We start from the raw sequence: 15,933 nt of genomic DNA, 5'->3' as shown, positions 1-15,933 counted from the left end.
AAGCGGTTATTTAAGAAGAGATTTGAGTTGAAGCAATTTTTGATAAAGACGGAGGGATACTGTTTTCATAGAATTTACTTGTTCCTGCAGAGGGTTAAGGGGGTTTATGGTTTTTGAAACTTCGTGAAATTCACAATGAAACTCTTCTATTTCCATGACTATTCTCTTTACTTCATCAGATGCATCTTGGAGTGTAGGAAGTATTTCCGTGTATAACTTCTTTCCAAAATGGCACGCATTCTCCAATCCTTTGCGCCCACAGTCTTTGTGTTGAAATTCTTTTCTATGAAGAATAGCAAATTTTAGCCTTTTGAGGTATAGCTCATGCTGAGCAATAATTTCTTCTATCATATTCCTTAACTTATCATTCATGTTGCCCATTGGACCTTGTTAACTTACTTATCTGACCAAAGACTCCCTTAAGGAAAAGAAGCCATACAATCGCGTAAGGTATTGCTGAAAAGTAAGTAAAATAGCTACCAAGCGCATCGCAAAACACCATCCACGCTATGCTTATTGCAACATAAGGAAGTAGCTTCCTCAAAAGCGATTCATCTACAAGCTCCTGTATGCTTACATTAATCCCCCTTGACTGTAGCCAATTGTAAAGCATCCTTGGGTTTAGGTGTGATATCCCTCCCATTATAGTCGTGGCGGTAAAACCGTACACAAGAAGGTCCATATGTACCTTTATTAAGAAGGATACGAGGTTTTCGCCTGCCATGAGCACACCCACAAGCACACCAAAAGGTAGGAAAAACATACCCAGTATAAAGTATCTTACTACTAAAGGGATCTCTTTTGGCATACGCCTGTTTGAAAAGACGGAGTAAATGATCCAAAGGAAGTAAGCTATGAGGACTGCTGGCAAAAAGCTTGCCAAAGCTATCAGCCTGTAATTTAATGTGTAAAAAGCTAAGAGGAAGGGAGGCAGTGAAATCAAGCTCGTGTAGAATAAATACTTTCCGTATTTGATGTTCAGTGGCTCCATGTAAAGCATAGGTATCCACGCCAACTGAGTTCCCATCACTGCGTTGAGCATAAATCCCAAGGTAAGGGTGTGTATAGCAAGTTGTAAAGGCACATAACCCATCTGAGAAAGCGGTAAAAAAATAGAGGAGAGAAGGAAGTAAAGATTAGAGAGTCCAAGAAACTTAACAGTTATAGGTTGCCAATTTCTTACGGAAGAGAGCACATGGAAGAAAAAAAGAGTAGAGGTAAATGCGTAAATGTAGCTCGCATAGTAGAACCATCCTGCATAGAAAAGTAAGGAAGTCAAGAGGCTAAGCAAGAATACAAAATAGGAAATAAAAGGAAACTTCAAGGACATGTTTTGGGAGTTTGGGATAAGTTGGTACATGGCGGACATGATTGTGTGTGCTATAAAGCCAAAAACTGCAATTATCCAGACAAACTGGGTGTTTGCATTTAAAGATTTATAGACGAGTGATACAAACAAGTCTGTTATGGCAAGAAGGAAGAAGAAAGGGCTCACCTTTGAGATGTAAAACATATATTAATAGTAAGTAATTACTTATTCTTTGTCAAGAGGTCGTAAGTCAGGGGGACCATCTTGATGGTGTATAAACTCAACAGTAAGAAGAGAAGTAAGGAGAATACTTTTTCCAAATAAGGATTTACCACATCTCCAAAGATAAGTCCCGTTATTAGAGGAGGCAAAGAAAGTAGCAGTCTTTTTACTATCTTTATGTCCATGATCTCTTTGAGCGTAGGGATCTTTTCCTTACCCATCTTTGGGGCATAGAGCCTCCACCAAAGAAGGAAGGGCATTATGTGATAGGAAGCACCTACACTTATAGCGGTCAAAAAGCCGTAAAGCATGCCGTCAGAGTGCAATTTAACAAATCCCAAGTTCAAGCTACCTGCCATCAATACACCCGTAAGAAGAAAAAACCAGCACATAAAAAGACCCAAAATCAGAAACTGCACCGATATATCCAGACCTTTTAGAGGGCTCTTTCTCTGACTGAGCATGCTGTACACACCATAAGATAAGACACCCAAAGAGAGGAGCTGAAGTAAGCCTGCATAGGACACATACATGTAGTTAGAAAGATACCACGCGATGGGAACGAGCAAAGAGCTTAAAAACTGGAAGAAAATATTTATCCATACAATGCTTTTACTTTCAAGGGCTTCGATCTGTAGCATAGGAACAAAAACATAGTAAGAGCCTATCACCACAGGCATAAAAAAGCCTACCGTTATAAGGTGCTTCACGAAGATGGGGTTCTGCTTTAAGAGTAAACCCGCAATAAGATAAAACACGCTACCCATTAGGAAGAATAAAACTATTGGATCTTTGATCTTTCTTGTGTTCATGATTATTAGGGTGGTATGCGCTGTAGTAAGGAGAAGATACATGTGTGGATTTACTTCGTATTTGTATAGAAAGTAGAGAGTGTTCACCAACCATAGGAGTATGTGTAGGTGTATTAGCTTTTCTCCTCTTACAGGATAACCCTGAATGGTAGGGTAGAGCTGGAAAAGAGTACCGGAGATAAGTCCAGGAAAGGCAAAGAATACCAGAAGGTCTATGTAGTTTTTATCCATCAGCTTTAGAAGCAACGACAGGAGTAGAAGGGAAAAGAATAGCAATATATACAGCGAAGTAGACCTCAGAAAAGAAGCAGGCCTTATCATTTTTTGATAAGCTCCCTGAGCTCTTTTAGCATCTCTTGGAACTTTTCGTCTGAAAGCCTCCTTATCTTCTTGGCTTGCCCGAGAGTTACTGTATAAGGCAGTATTTTCCTCAAAAGGGGGTTTTTCAAAGGTGTAAAGCCATACTTTATGAGCACACCAAGAGCCTCTGGAACTCTTTTGAGGAGTTCACCTACATTCGTGTTTTCGTCTATATTAAACTCCAGCTCTTTATCATACTCCTGTTCCTTTACTTCTTTGACCTCACCGCCGTACCATATCCTCAAGAGGTATCCTTCTTCCGTTTCTTTAAGTTCGTACTGGTATCCCATCTCGGATAGTTTGGGTAAAAGGTGAGTAAAGGGTCTTGAACCAAGCACTTCAAGTACATCATCTTTTGAAAGTTTTTCAAGAGCTTGAGCTATTCTTATCATCGGTTGAGGTGGTTCAAGGTTTCTAACATCTATCCTCATGGAGGGTCCTCCCCAAAAGCGTAATCTTGAAGTTTTACATCTGCCGAAAATCCCATGGAATTTATAACCTCTTCAACCGCTTTTAGTAGATAGTTCCCCACAGGGCAGAAGGGGCTGGTTGGCTTTATGACCACTTTAACTTCATTCCCTTTTATCTCAAGCTCCTTTACTAATCCCATTGAAACTATGTCCATGCCAGTGTGCGGATCTATAACGGTTTTTAGCTTTTCCAGAAGATCCCTTTCCATGATTATTTCCTGCCAAAATCCCTGAAAAGGCTATGGCATGCCATACATCCTCTCACCATATGATTAAACTTTTCGTAGGCTTCTTCCTTCTTTTTCTCCTTTATCAGTCGCACTATCTCCTCCGCCGAGCCGTGTACCTCTCTCTCAAAGGTAGGCATAGCTTTTGCAAATTCTTCCCTTTTGGAAGGTTCTATGTAAGCAAGGGGACCTCCTTTGGGCATAGGGTGGTTGGCTATCTCCTTAGCACCACGAATTACAAGCTCGTCGTTGTTCATCAAAAATCCTTCAAGTATGCGAAGCGTTGCGTTGTTTACTATCTGCATCACCTGTCTGAAGGTAATTTCTTCTTGCGCTGATGCTATTGTGAAGAAAGCAAAAAGTACGAGCATGGCAGTAAAACTTCTCATCCTTTCCACCTCCACCTATAAAAGGTAATTCCTATCACTGGCCTAAATTATGATAGTAATCATTTACATATTTATAAAACCTTGGAAGCTTTAACGCCCTGTAAAGATCAACTGTCTTCCAGCTCACCCCTTAGATACTTGTCGTAAGCTGATAAATCAAAATATCCGTGTCCCGAGAGGTTAAAGAGTATAACCTTCTCTTCTCCAGTCTCTTTGCATTTTAGAGCTTCATCTATGGCTGCCTTTATTGCGTGGGAAGACTCAGGAGCTGGAACTATCCCTTCTGTTCTTGCAAAGGTAATCGCTGCTTTGAAAACCTCTGTCTGCTTGTAAGCTACTGCCTCTATGTGTCCAAGATGGTAGAGCTTACACACGAGTGGAGCATCTCCGTGGTATCTAAGCCCACCAGCATGTATGGGTGGTGGGACAAACCCGTGTCCAAGCGTGTACATTTTTATAAGAGGCGTTAAGCCTACTGTGTCACCAAAGTCGTATCTATACTCTCCCTTGGTAAGGGTAGGACAGGCAGAGGGCTCAACAGCTATAACCCTTAGATGGGGTTTATCACCTTTCAACTTATCCGCCAAGAATGGAAAGGATAAACCAGCGAAGTTTGAACCTCCTCCAACCGCACCTATGACTATGTCTGGATAAAAGCCTGCTTCCTCCATCTGCCTTTTTGCCTCTAAACCAATAACTGTTTGGTGAAGTAGAACATGATTAAGAACACTTCCAAGAGAATACTTGGTATCCTCTCTGGTTGCAGCCTCCTCTATTGCTTCACTTATAGCAATTCCCAGACTTCCCGGATGCTCAGGGTCTTTTTCGTAAAACTGCCTGCCTGCGTTAGTGTAAGGGCTTGGTGAAGGTATAACTTCTCCCTTCCAAGTCTCCATAAGAATCCTTCTGTAAGGTTTCTGGTTATAACTTACCCTAACCATGTAAACTCTGCACTCTATACCGAAGAACTGAGTTGCAAAGGATAGAGCGCTTCCCCACTGGCCTGCGCCTGTCTCCGTAGTAAGCCTCTTAACTCCAGAGACCTTGTTATAGTAAGCTTGTGCAACAGCGGTATTGGGTTTATGGGAGCCAGGAGGTGAAACGCTTTCATTTTTATAAAAAATCTTGGCAGGCGTTCCAAGGTACTCTTCAAGATTCTTTGCTCTGTGCAGGGGTGTAGGTCTCCAAAGGGAGAGTATATTCAGTACCTCCTCAGGAATATCTATCCACTCTTGGTCGGAGACTTCCTGCATAACTAATGGCTCAGGGAAGATCACCAATAGTTTTTCTGGAGATACGGGCTTCATTGTCTCTGGATCAAGGGGTGGCTCAAGGGGTTCTGGTAATAGGGGTGCTATGTTTAGCCATTTCTTAGGTATCTCTCCCTCAGGGAGCAAGTACTTTCTCATCTTGGCGCCTCCTTTTCAAGATTATACTCTTGACACTATCCTCTAAGAGCCTATAGTTTTAGGACTATGAAAAGGATAATAAGTTCTATAAATTTGCGTCAGGATAGGCTTCCACCGGGACAAAGATGGATAAGCACTCCGGTGGTTTACGATATAGTAGAGCAAATTCCTGATTGGGATATGAACTCCTACAGATTTAAGGTTTGGGGACTGGTAGAAAATCCTATAGAAATGACTTATGAGGACCTTTTAAGCTTACCATCTGTGGAGCTAATTGCGGACTTTCACTGCGTGACACGCTGGAGCGTTAAAGACATACTGTGGGAAGGTGTACCCACTGCATATATTCTCAACTTAGTAAAACCAAAGGAAGAAGCGCGTTTTGTGATGGTTCACTGTCTTGAGGGATACACTACTAACATGCCTATTGAGTATTTGTTTGAAGAGGACAGTATATTAGCTTACAAGATGAATGGACAGATTATACCCAAAAGGCACGGATATCCTTTGAGGCTGGTAGTACCAAAGCTTTATGCGTGGAAAAGCGCTAAGTATGTTTGGGGTATAGAGCTTATAGAAAGGGATATGCCCGGCTTTTGGGAACAGAGAGGCTATAACATGCGTGGAGACCCATGGAGAGAGGAACGCTATTGGTAAGACTCAACAGATTTATATCCATGTGCGGTATTACTTCAAGGAGAAAGGCAGATGAACTTATCAAAGCGGGTAGGGTAAAAGTAAACGGGCTTATCGTGAAGGAAATGGGCTACAGGATAGACCCATCAAAAGATGTGGTGGAGGTTGATGGAAAGCTTCTCAAATCACCCAAATACAGGTATGTGATTCTTAACAAACCTTGCTGTTATTTAACATCTCTGGCAGAGGGTAAGGATGGGAAGAAAAGCATAAAGGAACTCATAAAGGATATTCCCGAAAGGCTATACCCTGCAGGTAGGCTTGACTACAACGCAGAGGGGCTTTTGATACTTACCAACGACGGAGAGTTAGCTAACAGGATAATGCATCCCAAGTATAAACTTCCCAAAAAGTACCTCGTTTTAGTGGAAGGTAGGGTGGACACTGAAACACTCAAAAACATGAAAAAGGGTGCTGAGCTTGAGGATGGCTTTGCAAAGCCTGACAGTATAAAGCTTATAAAAATGGAAAAGAATCAAACAACCTTAGAAGTGGTCTTTCACGAAGGTAGGAAGCACATAGTAAAAAGGTTCATGGCACACTTTGGACACAAGGTAAAAAGACTAAAAAGGACTGCCATAGGACCCATACAGCTTGGTAAACTTCCACCCGGAAAGTGGAGGGACATGACCCAGCAAGAATTAAAAGCTTTAAAAAAAGCTCTAAACTTGATAACATGTTAAAAGTTGTTAAATTCTATAACCATAATGGGGCGGAAGATTAAAATAAAAAAAGTGTTTACCCCCCCCCCCCCCAACCGTAGAGGGCTTGGCAGACAAGTATTTTCTTGATAGGGAGGAGTATGGTCTATGAAACTTCTTGACTTTTTTAGAAAATCCTCTGAACTGTATTCTTTGGAAAGGGAAGAGTTTGTAAAGGGGCTTCTCAAACTGTGCGCTCAGTTTTTATCCGCTCAAAGAACAAGCCTTTGGAATGTAAAAGGGGACATACTCTTTTGCGAGTATATGTATACAAAAAGCGAGGATGATTTTATTGGTGGACTTCAGGTAAAGAAAGAGAATTGTTTAGAATTTATTGATTACTTACAAAAAGAAAGGGTAATAAGTGCAGAAAAGCCTTTTAATCTAAAGATAAGTGCTTGCATGGGAGAGTATTTGGGCTTCAGAAACACACAATCACTTCTGATAGCGTCCCTAACAACAGAAAAGGGAGAGCTTACTGACTTTATTATGTGCGAACATGATGTTAAAAAAGCCTACAGTGAAGAAGACATCTGTGTACTTCTTTTGTCATCAGTTTACTTAAAGAAGCACTACGAAAGACAAAGAGCGTTATTCATTGCAAATATGTATAAGGTACTGTCTGCGGTAAATAATATCGTGCTAAAGGCAAATAGTAAGGAAGAAGTTTTACAACAGCTCTGTCAGATAATGATTCAAGTTGCAGGATTTAGGATGGTATGGATAGGATTTCTTGACAGTGAGGGGAACCTAAAACCTCATTACACTTGCGGATCGGTAGAGGGTTATCTGGATGAGATAACCATCAATATATACGATGAAAAGCTTAACAAAGGACCTTCCGCAAGAGCTATTTTAGAGCAAAAGGTTCAAGTAAACAACGATACGGAAACTAATCCGGATGTGCTCCCGTGGCGTGTGCAAATGCTAAAAAGAAAGTACCTTTCAAGCTGTGCCTGCCCCATAACGCTAAAGGGTAAAGTCATAGGAACTATAAATCTTTATTCGGACAAAAAGGGTTTCTTCACCGAAGAGATCGTTGGGTTAGTGGAAGAAGTAGGACGGGATGTGTCCTTTGCCTTAGAACACTTAGATACTCTAAAAAATATACAGATCCTGTATAGAGCCATTGAGCAGTCTGATGAGTGGACATTAATAACAGATATTGAAGGTAAGATCCTTTACGCAAATCCAGCAGTGGAACGCATAAGTGGGTATAGTAGAGAAGAGCTTATAGGAAAAACTCCGAGGGTTTTTAAATCAGGGTTTCATGGTAGAGAGTTTTATAAAAAACTTTGGGATACTATACTTTCAGGGGAGGAATTTCACGAGATTTTTATAAATAGGCGCAAGGATGGGAGCCTGTTCTACTTAGACCAAATAATAACCCCCATTAAGGATGATGCGGGCAGGATAACCAACTTTGTTTCTACCGCAAGGGACATAACCTTAATGAGGGAAATTGAGGAAAAAATGCACAAAATAATCAACTATGACCCACTTACAAACTTACCTAAAAGAGATCATTTCCTCAGAGAACTGGAAAGAAACATAAAGGAAAAAAGTGATAGCACTATAGGTGTTTTTCTAATAGATATTCACAACTTTTCCGCCGTTAACGCTCTTTACGGTTATGAGTTTGGAGATAGACTTCTCAAATCCTTTGCAGAAAGACTTATGACACTGCCGGGTTTTTGGGCACGGTATGGAGATGATGCTTTTATAGGGTTTAAAGAATTAGACAGCAAAGAAGAGATATACAACTTGCTTAAAGACATCTTTAAGATGGGTGAGTTAAAGTTAGAAAACTTTAACTATAGGCTTGGTTTTCATGTGGGTATATCCATTTATCCTGATGATGCAAACAACACTTTGGATCTTTTGCATGCTGTAGAGATAGCTCTTAGAAAGGCAGAAGAGAAAGCACCTGGAAGCTTTGAGCTCTATAATGAAGAAGAAAAAGAAAAACTTTTGGAAAGACTAAAGCTTGTAGAAGAGTTAAAAACTGCTTTAGAGAAAGGTGAGTTTCTTTTGCACTTCCAACCTATTTACAGTTCCTTAGACCTAAAGCCTGCTATGGCAGAAGTGCTTCTAAGATGGAACTCAGAGAGATTTGGCTTTTTACAAGCAGGCAGTTTTATAGATATACTTGAAGAGACAGAGCTTATAGTGGATGTTGGTTATTATGTATTTGAACAGTGCTTAAGTATGATAAAGCGGTATAACTTAGAAATTCCTATATCCATAAACCTGTCGCCCGTGCAGATAAAGAGGGAAGACCTTCCGGATAGGTTATCTGAGCTTCTTAATAAGTACAGAGTACCTGCTGAGCTTATTCTTTTAGAAATCACAGAAGGCACGCTTATAGAGGATCTTCAGAAAGCACAAACGCTGTTAAAGGTATTAAAGGAACACGGTTTTTCTATCGTTCTTGACGATTTTGGAGTAAAGTACTCATCTCTGTCTTACCTTACCAGGCTTTCCATAGACTACATAAAGATAGACATGTCTTTTACTAAGGAGGTGGATACTGATGAAAGAGTTCTGAATGTGGTAAAAGCTATAGTTTCCATAGCTAATGTTCTTGGTGCAAAAACTGTTGCGGAGGGTATAGAAAGGCGATCACAGTTAGACATACTTAGGGAAATAGGATGCCATTATCTACAGGGATTTTATCTTGGCAAACCTATGGACATTAGAGACTTACTGAAGCTTTTACGCTCTTAAGTATATCCTGATATTGATATGTTTGGTTTTTTCTTTTTGAAAATTTCAAATCAAAAGCCAAAGGAAATTTTGTAAATTATCAGCTCAGGAGGTAAATGGCATGGAGCTCACAAGACGAAGTTTTCTAAAACTTTCTGGAGCTTCTGTAGGTGTTGGGATCGTTGGAGGTCTTGGTTTTGACCTCACACCAGCCTACGGGCGCGTTAGGGAGCTTAAAATAGCCAAAGCTAAGGTTGCTAAAAGTGTTTGCACTTATTGTTCTGTATCCTGCGGAGTTCTTGTGTACAGTTTGACAGACGGTGCTATGAATGTAAAGCCAAGGGTTATACACATAGAAGGTGATCCGGATGATCCCGTAAACAGAGGTACTCTATGTCCTAAAGGTGCAACCCTTAGGGATTTTGTAAACTCACCCCAGAGGATCACCAAACCTCTATACAGACCCCCCGGAGCCAAAGAATGGAAGGAGATAAGCTGGGAAGAAGCACTCAACAGAATAGCTAAACTTATAAAGGACACAAGAGACAGAACCTTTATAGAAAAGGATCAGGAGGGAAGGACAGTAAACAGATGTGAGAGTATTTTCTGGCTCATGGGATGCACTATGGAGAACGAGCCAGGCTATCTTGGAGTAAAACTGGGGAGGTTGTTGGGTTTAGTGGCGCTGGAAACTCAGGCGCGAGTGTGACACGCTCCAACGGTGGCCAGTTTGGCCGCAAGATTTGGAAGAGGTGCAATGACCAACTCTTGGAACGACATAAAGAACGCGGACTTAGTTTTTGTTATGGGAGGAAATCCTGCGGAAAACCATCCATGTGGTTTCAAATGGGCTATAAAAGCCAGACAGGAAAAGGGAGCAAAGATAATAAGTGTGGATGTGAGATATCATAGAACTGCAGCTGTTTCTGATATATTTGTGCAGATAAGACCAGGTTCGGACATAGCCTTTATGGGAGGATTAATAAACTATGTGCTACAGAACAAAAAGTATGATGAGGAATACATAAAGTACTTCACCAACGCTACTTACATAGTAAAGGATACTTACAACTTTGACCCTTCAACAGGTCTCTTCTCTGGTTATGATCCAGAAAAGAGAAAGTACGATACAAAACTTTGGGATTACGAAAGGGACGAGAAGGGAATGGTTAAGAAGGATATGACCATGGAACATCCCAGATGTGTCTTCCAACTTCTCAAACAGTTTTACTCAAGATACACACCAGAGGTGGTGGAAAAGATAACGGGCGTTCCAAAAGAGAAGTTTCTGGAGGTTGCAAGACTTATAGCGGAAACAGGGGTACCTGACAAGTCTATGACGCACCTGTATGCTCTTGGTTGGACGCATCACTCTTGGGGTACTCAAGTGATAGGCTCTATGGCCATACTTCAGCTACTGCTTGGGAACATAGGTGTGCCAGGTGGCGGTGTAAACGCCCTTAGAGGACATGCCAACATACAGGGAATGACTGATCTTGCTGGGGAAGGTAGATTCCTTCACGGCTATCTTAAACCGCCCACACCTGAGCAACAAACCCTTAAAGACTATATAGAAGCCAACACGCCCAAACCGTGGGATGAAGGCTCTATGAACTACTGGTCTAACTACTCTAAGTTCATAGTTTCTCTGCTCAAGTCTTACTTTGGAGACAACGCAACGCCAGAAAATGAATTCTGCTACTCTTACCTTCCCAAGCAGGACAAGGTCATCTCTTGGGACGAGGCGGTGGACAGGATGTTCAAGGGCAAGATGGAAGGTGTGGTATCAATAGGTGTTAATCTGCTGGCAAACACCCCTAATGCCAAAAAGACTGCGGTTGCTCTTTCTAACCTCAAGTGGATGGTGGTGATGGATCCCTTTGAAACTGAAATGGCTGCATTTTGGAAACACGCAGAAAATCCAGAGAGCATAAAAACGGAAGTGTTCCTGCTTCCTTCCGCAGTGTTTGCAGAAAAGGAAGGAACTAAGACCAACAGTGCCAGGACTCTAAAGTGGCAGTATAAGGCGGTAGAGCCACCGGGAGATGCAAAGGAGGAGCTTTGGTTTATTGGAAACCTTTATATGAAACTCAAGGAACTTTATCAGAAGGAGGGTGGTGTCTTCCCAGACCCCATACTAAAAGCAAGGTGGCCCTTCCAAAACCCGTACCATCCCACTGCAGAGGAGGTGTTAGCGCTTGAGATAAACGGTGTTGCTTTGGATGATATAAAAGATGATAAGGGCAATGTGGTGGTAAAGAAAGGGGAGAGACTCCCAAGCTTTATCTACCTAAAGGACGATGGCACTACCTCCTGCGGTATGTGGCTCTATTGTGGAGTGTTCCCTCAGTCAGGCAACAGGGCAAAGTCAGCAGACCTAACGGATCCTTCAGGATTGGGCATCTACCCCAACTACGGCTACTCATGGCCTGCCAACAGGAGAATACTCTATAATCGTGCTTCTGCAGGACCTGACGGAAATCCCAGGTCTCCTAAGAAAAAACTTGTATGGTGGAATGCCAAAGAACAAAAGTGGGTTGGCTACGATGTGCCTGACATAAAACCAGACTTACCTCCTGAGTATGGACCTTTCATCATGCTACCTGAAGGAAGAGGAAGGCTATACTCCCAGTTTTTGGTGGATGGTCCTTTCCCAGAACACTACGAGCCTTATGAGTCTCCTGTAGAAAACCTTTTGCACCCCAAGACAGACAAAAATCCCGTGGTGAAGGTCTATAAGTCTGACCTTGACCTTTTGGGTAAGCCTGACAAGTTCCCCTACGCAGCGACCACCTACAGGGTTACAGAACACTTCCATTACTGGACAAAACATATTTACGGCACATCCGTGCTGTTCCAAAAAATGTTTGTGGAAATACCTGAAGAGCTTGCCAAGGAGCTTGACATAAAAGAAGGCGAAAAGGTAAGGATAATAACAGCCAGAGGTTCTGCAGAAGCTTACGCACTGCCTACAAAGAGAATAAAACCATTAACCGTAAATGGTAAGAAGGTATATACAGTTGGGATTCCCATTCACTGGGGTTTTGAAGGAATAGTTAGGGGTTCCCTCGCAAACCTCACAACACCCTTTGTGTGGGACCCCAATTCTCAGACGCCAGAGTTTAAGGGCTTTTTGTGCAGGATAGAAAAGGTGAAAGCTTAAAGGAGGTTAGACATGAGTACTGTTACCACAGAAGGAACCGTAGGACTTGGTTTAAAGAGGGTTTCTGCTTCTAAGCTTCCTGACCAAAACATCAAAAGAACAGATACTTTAGCCATACTTGTAGATATATCCAGTTGCATAGGTTGTAAAGGTTGTGAGGCAGCATGCACTCAGTGGCATGACCTTAAACCCCCACTTTTTAAAGAAGGTCAGGACTTTGTAGGTTATCAGTCATACCCAGACCTCATGCCAAGCCTGTTTATGATGATGAAGTTCAAGGAAGGAGAAACAGATAAGGGTATAACTTGGTTCATCACCAAGTACCAGTGCATGCACTGTGGAGACCCAGGCTGTCTAAAAGCCTGTCCTTCCCCCGGAGCTGTAATTCAGTACGAAAACGGTATAGTGGACTTTGACCACTCTAAGTGCATAGGCTGTAAGTTCTGCCTTTCTGGTTGCCCCTTTGACATTCCAAGGTACGATGCGAACAACAAACCCTGGAAGTGCAACTTCTGTGTAGACAGAGTTTCTGCAGGACTTGAGCCTGCGTGCGTTAAGGCGTGTCCCACTAATGCTCTTCACTTTGGCACAAAAGAGGAGATGCTGTCAAGAGCTAAAAAGATGGTGGATCAGCTCAAAAAGAGAGGTTTTGAAAAGGCGGTCATCTATGACCCACCTGGTGTGGGTGGAACTGGATACATATATGTTCTCCCTCATGGAGACAAACCACAGATGTACGGACTTCCAAAAGAGGCAAGTATATCACCTTGGATAAGCCTCTGGAAAGGTCCTTTGAAGATCTTTGGTGCTATAGTTCTTTGGGGTACATTGCTGGGAGCTTTCTTACAGCTCATACTCTTTGGACCAATAAAGGTAGGTAATAAAAAGGAGGGCTAACCATGGAAGAAACAAGACATATGGAAGATGTACAGATAGAAAGATTCAGCAGGTTTGATAGGGTTGTTCACTGGCTTGTAGCTATAACTTTTCTTTATCTTTTCTTTTCTGGACTTGGTATTTACTCTCCTAAGTTTTCGTGGCTACTTACCGTGCTGGGAGGACTTGAATTTACAAGATGGCTTCACCCTTGGGCAGGACTTTTATTTTCCGTAGGAGTGCTTCTTATGTTCCTAAGATGGGCAAAGGACTTTTTCCTTACTTCCGATGATATGGTGTGGCTAAAGAATGTTAAGTATTATATAAAAAGCGAGGAGGAAAAATTACCAGAAGTAGGTAAGTACAACGCAGGTCAGAAGCTCTTTGGTTGGCTTGTGTTTGTAGGTGGTTTGGTGTTTTTAATAAGTGGCATACTTATGTGGTTTCCAGAAAGCTTTCCTATAAGTTTAGTCAGGCTTTCCATATTCCTTCACGATCTTGCTTTTATACTGGTAGGTGCGGGCTTTATAGTGCATGTGTACATGGGAACCATAGGAGTTCCAGGCTCTCTATCGGGTATGATAACTGGCAAGGTCTCCGCTCTTTGGGCTATGAGGCACCATCCTAAGTGGTTCAGGGAGGTGATGAGGAGGTGAGTGTCATGGGGAGTGTGGTCAAGGGTCTGGCGCTCTGCGCCACCCTCTTTTCTTTCTCAATGGCTCAGGAAATAAAGGCACACGCAGACCTGATAAATCAGAAGGGTGAGAAGATAGGCACAGCAGAATTCCTGCAGACAAACAGTGGCGTTCTTATAAAGCTTCGTGCGGTTGGACTTCCACCTAACACAGAACTCGCTTTACATATACACGAAGTTGGGAAGTGTGACCCACCAGACTTTATGTCCGCAAAGGGACACTTCAATCCCTATAAAAAGAAGCATGGGCTTTTAAACCCGGACGGACCACATGCAGGTGACATGCCCAATGTATTTACCGATTCCAACGGAAACCTCAGGGTGGATGTACTAAACACCTTTATAACCCTCAAGCCCAATAAAGAAAACAGCCTTCTAAAAGAAGGTGGCACCGCTCTCATGATACACCACCACCGTGATGACTACAAAACAGACCCAGCAGGAGATGCAGGACCCAGAATAGCCTGCGGAGTTATAAAGTGATGCTCTTCAAACTCAGAGAAAGAGAGTATTATCTGGAAAGGTTAGTGATGCTTAAGGATAAACACGCAGAAGTTGCGCACATACTGGACTTTTTATACCAAGTAGAGCTTTTTAAGAAGGATCTGTATACTCAGATAAAAGATAGCGATTGGAAAAGGCACATAAAGAAAATCTATCACCTTTTTGAGGTATGTGAAGCGCACGGTAGTCCATCAATAAAGGAAGTACTGCGGGAGCTAAAAAAACTCAGCAAGGAGGATTTAATCAAAAAGATGGAAAAATTTTTAAGGGAAAAAACAGCATGCGATGAAGAAAGATTTATCTTTATCAGTTTTTTGAACCCTTTCTTTTCCAAACTGTCCGAGAGTACGGATATCAAAAAAGACCAGTGGTTAAAAAACACCTGCCCCGTCTGCGGTTTTAAGCCGAGCGTTTCTTACATATCTGACGCAGAAGAGGTAGAAGGTGGAAGATACCTAAGTTGTGTTCTCTGTAATACAGAATGGCTCTATAACAGAACAAAGTGCGTAAGGTGTGGAAACGATGAAGATGATTCCCTTGAATATTACTACGACGAAAGAGAAAGGTATGCTCTTTTGCAAGTTTGTAAAAAGTGCAACACTTACATAAAGATCATTGATATGCGGATTGACGGACTTGCTGTGCCTCAGTTTGATGATATTGCCACTCTTTATCTTGATCTGTGGGCAAAAGAAAAGGGCTTTATAAAATTTGAAAAAAGCATCATAGGTTTATGATAAGTAGGCGAGATGTTCTAAAGGTATTTTTAAGCCTTTCTACTCTTTCGTGGGGTAAGAAAATGGAAGATACAGTGATAAAAGGTTGTGTTATAAAAAAAGATAGGCTCTACAGAGTGGACGAGGAAAGGATGATATTTCAATGGGTAAAAGATGAAGGGAAGGGAGTTTATTCAGTAGGCTTTATGCCCATTATGTCTGCTTTAGCCTATCCCTTGTATTCAGTAAAAATAAAGCCTGTGGGTACAGTGCTTGAATACGATGATAATTTAGCGGTGGTGGAAGCTGGAAAAAGGGTATCCACTTTCCCCACACCTATAGGTGGTAAGATAGTTGAGGTAAATCACTCCTTAGAGAAGGATCCATCTGCGCTGGTTAGCTCTCCCTACGAGGCATGGATGGTAAAGATAGCTTCTAACGACACAGACAGTCTCAAAAAGCTAAAGAAAGCACAGGATATACTAAAAACAGTAGAAGCTATAATTATCAGAGAAAATATAGAATGCCTTCCCAAAAGGTAGGGAGAGTGTGGCTGGCTGGTGCCGCCCCGGGACTTCAAATCCCGTGGGGGGTCGCTGGATGCGGTCCCCGGAGGGTTCGATTCCCTTACTCTCCCGCCAAAAGATGACATAAAACAGGGTAGTTTTAGCCTATGAGT

16 protein-coding genes and 1 tRNA gene are annotated in these 15,933 nt (G+C 42.0%); 10 read left to right on the top strand and 7 right to left on the bottom strand.

What is annotated here, in order from left to right; genetic code table 11:
• Window positions 1–6 precede the first annotated feature (6 nt).
• From CP948_RS04080 to CP948_RS04050, 7 genes are all read right to left on the bottom strand, one after another.
• On the bottom strand, window positions 7–351 hold the full coding sequence (locus tag CP948_RS04080) for a CZB domain-containing protein (protein WP_180764086.1): 345 nt from the start codon (window positions 349–351) through the stop codon (window positions 7–9).
• A 13-nt stretch (window positions 352–364) separates the two neighbouring features.
• A complete protein-coding gene (locus CP948_RS04075; protein ID WP_096601434.1) occupies window positions 365–1,513 on the bottom strand; it encodes a hypothetical protein in 1,149 nt (382 codons plus the stop codon).
• 17 nt (window positions 1,514–1,530) lie between these two features.
• The gene (locus CP948_RS04070) at window positions 1,531–2,574 is read right to left on the bottom strand and encodes a hypothetical protein (protein ID WP_245810081.1); all 1,044 of its coding nucleotides are present in this window, start codon (window positions 2,572–2,574) and stop codon (window positions 1,531–1,533) included.
• Window positions 2,575–2,660: 86 nt separating this feature from the next.
• Entirely contained in the window at window positions 2,661–3,134 is a 474-nt protein-coding gene (locus CP948_RS04065; protein ID WP_096601427.1) for a DUF1858 domain-containing protein, read from the bottom strand.
• The gene (locus CP948_RS04060) at window positions 3,131–3,382 is read right to left on the bottom strand and encodes a metal-sulfur cluster assembly factor (protein ID WP_245810080.1); all 252 of its coding nucleotides are present in this window, start codon (window positions 3,380–3,382) and stop codon (window positions 3,131–3,133) included. Before CP948_RS04060 ends, CP948_RS04065 begins: the two co-directional genes overlap by 4 nt.
• A gap of 2 nt (window positions 3,383–3,384) precedes the next feature.
• Window positions 3,385–3,789, bottom strand: a complete 405-nt coding sequence (locus CP948_RS04055) for a hypothetical protein (protein WP_245810079.1) — start codon at window positions 3,787–3,789, stop codon at window positions 3,385–3,387.
• Between the two features lie 107 nt (window positions 3,790–3,896).
• On the bottom strand, window positions 3,897–5,198 hold the full coding sequence (locus tag CP948_RS04050; protein WP_096601421.1) for a TrpB-like pyridoxal phosphate-dependent enzyme: 1,302 nt from the start codon (window positions 5,196–5,198) through the stop codon (window positions 3,897–3,899).
• A gap of 66 nt (window positions 5,199–5,264) precedes the next feature.
• Here CP948_RS04050 and CP948_RS04045 point away from each other — a divergent pair, with 66 nt between their 5' ends.
• The 10 genes from CP948_RS04045 (at window position 5,265) to CP948_RS08850 (ending at window position 15,895) form a co-directional block, all read left to right on the top strand.
• Window positions 5,265–5,855: a sulfite oxidase-like oxidoreductase gene (locus CP948_RS04045; RefSeq protein ID WP_096601418.1), complete on the top strand. Its 591-nt coding sequence runs from the start codon at window positions 5,265–5,267 to the stop codon at window positions 5,853–5,855.
• Window positions 5,831–6,577, top strand: coding sequence for a pseudouridine synthase (locus tag CP948_RS04040; RefSeq protein ID WP_096601414.1), 747 nt, complete (start codon window positions 5,831–5,833; stop codon window positions 6,575–6,577). Before CP948_RS04045 ends, CP948_RS04040 begins: the two co-directional genes overlap by 25 nt.
• 126 nt (window positions 6,578–6,703) lie before the next feature.
• Window positions 6,704–9,322 carry a bifunctional diguanylate cyclase/phosphodiesterase gene (locus CP948_RS04035; protein WP_096601411.1) on the top strand — a complete coding sequence of 873 codons (2,619 nt, stop codon included), beginning with the start codon at window positions 6,704–6,706 and terminating at the stop codon, window positions 9,320–9,322.
• 100 nt (window positions 9,323–9,422) lie between these two features.
• The gene (gene fdnG / locus CP948_RS04030) at window positions 9,423–12,464 is read left to right on the top strand and encodes a formate dehydrogenase-N subunit alpha (RefSeq protein WP_096601408.1); all 3,042 of its coding nucleotides are present in this window, start codon (window positions 9,423–9,425) and stop codon (window positions 12,462–12,464) included.
• Window positions 12,465–12,476: 12 nt separating this feature from the next.
• A complete protein-coding gene (gene fdxH, locus CP948_RS04025) occupies window positions 12,477–13,361 on the top strand; it encodes a formate dehydrogenase subunit beta (RefSeq protein WP_096601405.1) in 885 nt (294 codons plus the stop codon).
• Window positions 13,362–13,363: 2 nt separating this feature from the next.
• A complete protein-coding gene (locus CP948_RS04020) occupies window positions 13,364–13,996 on the top strand; it encodes a formate dehydrogenase subunit gamma (RefSeq protein WP_096601402.1) in 633 nt (210 codons plus the stop codon).
• A 5-nt stretch (window positions 13,997–14,001) separates the two neighbouring features.
• Window positions 14,002–14,517: a superoxide dismutase family protein gene (locus tag CP948_RS04015; RefSeq protein WP_096601399.1), complete on the top strand. Its 516-nt coding sequence runs from the start codon at window positions 14,002–14,004 to the stop codon at window positions 14,515–14,517.
• Entirely contained in the window at window positions 14,517–15,275 is a 759-nt protein-coding gene (locus tag CP948_RS04010) for a formate dehydrogenase accessory protein FdhE (RefSeq protein ID WP_245810084.1), read from the top strand. The genes CP948_RS04015 and CP948_RS04010 overlap by 1 nt, the downstream gene beginning before the upstream one ends.
• Window positions 15,272–15,796: a biotin/lipoyl attachment domain-containing protein gene (locus CP948_RS04005; RefSeq protein ID WP_096601393.1), complete on the top strand. Its 525-nt coding sequence runs from the start codon at window positions 15,272–15,274 to the stop codon at window positions 15,794–15,796. The genes CP948_RS04010 and CP948_RS04005 overlap by 4 nt, the downstream gene beginning before the upstream one ends.
• Window positions 15,796–15,895 (top strand) — tRNA-Sec (locus tag CP948_RS08850). Before CP948_RS04005 ends, CP948_RS08850 begins: the two co-directional genes overlap by 1 nt.
• Window positions 15,896–15,933: the final 38 nt, after the last annotated feature.

This window comes from Hydrogenobacter hydrogenophilus, from assembly GCF_900215655.1.
Classification (GTDB): Bacteria; Aquificota; Aquificia; order Aquificales; family Aquificaceae; genus Hydrogenobacter; species Hydrogenobacter hydrogenophilus.
The sequence above is the reverse complement of the archived record's forward strand: the minus strand, read 5'-3'. Positions and strand labels throughout refer to the sequence as shown.

Excerpts from the sequence above, each read along its gene's own strand:
- CP948_RS04020 (WP_096601402.1), top strand. The coding sequence starts at position 13,364 with ATGGAAGAAACAAGACATATGGAAGATGTACAGATAGAAAGATTCAGC.
- CP948_RS04040 (WP_096601414.1), top strand. The coding sequence starts at position 5,831 with ATGGAGAGAGGAACGCTATTGGTAAGACTCAACAGATTTATATCCATG.
- CP948_RS04070 (WP_245810081.1), bottom strand. The coding sequence starts at position 2,574 with ATGGATAAAAACTACATAGACCTTCTGGTATTCTTTGCCTTTCCTGGA.
- CP948_RS04050 (WP_096601421.1), bottom strand. The coding sequence starts at position 5,198 with ATGAGAAAGTACTTGCTCCCTGAGGGAGAGATACCTAAGAAATGGCTA.
- CP948_RS04015 (WP_096601399.1), top strand. The coding sequence starts at position 14,002 with ATGGGGAGTGTGGTCAAGGGTCTGGCGCTCTGCGCCACCCTCTTTTCT.
- CP948_RS04075 (WP_096601434.1), bottom strand. The coding sequence starts at position 1,513 with ATGTTTTACATCTCAAAGGTGAGCCCTTTCTTCTTCCTTCTTGCCATA.
- CP948_RS04010 (WP_245810084.1), top strand. The coding sequence starts at position 14,517 with ATGCTCTTCAAACTCAGAGAAAGAGAGTATTATCTGGAAAGGTTAGTG.
- CP948_RS04080 (WP_180764086.1), bottom strand. The coding sequence starts at position 351 with ATGATAGAAGAAATTATTGCTCAGCATGAGCTATACCTCAAAAGGCTA.
- CP948_RS04005 (WP_096601393.1), top strand. The coding sequence starts at position 15,272 with ATGATAAGTAGGCGAGATGTTCTAAAGGTATTTTTAAGCCTTTCTACT.
- fdxH (WP_096601405.1), top strand. The coding sequence starts at position 12,477 with ATGAGTACTGTTACCACAGAAGGAACCGTAGGACTTGGTTTAAAGAGG.
- CP948_RS04045 (WP_096601418.1), top strand. The coding sequence starts at position 5,265 with ATGAAAAGGATAATAAGTTCTATAAATTTGCGTCAGGATAGGCTTCCA.
- CP948_RS04065 (WP_096601427.1), bottom strand. The coding sequence starts at position 3,134 with ATGAGGATAGATGTTAGAAACCTTGAACCACCTCAACCGATGATAAGA.
- CP948_RS04060 (WP_245810080.1), bottom strand. The coding sequence starts at position 3,382 with ATGGAAAGGGATCTTCTGGAAAAGCTAAAAACCGTTATAGATCCGCAC.
- CP948_RS04055 (WP_245810079.1), bottom strand. The coding sequence starts at position 3,789 with ATGAGAAGTTTTACTGCCATGCTCGTACTTTTTGCTTTCTTCACAATA.
- CP948_RS04035 (WP_096601411.1), top strand. The coding sequence starts at position 6,704 with ATGAAACTTCTTGACTTTTTTAGAAAATCCTCTGAACTGTATTCTTTG.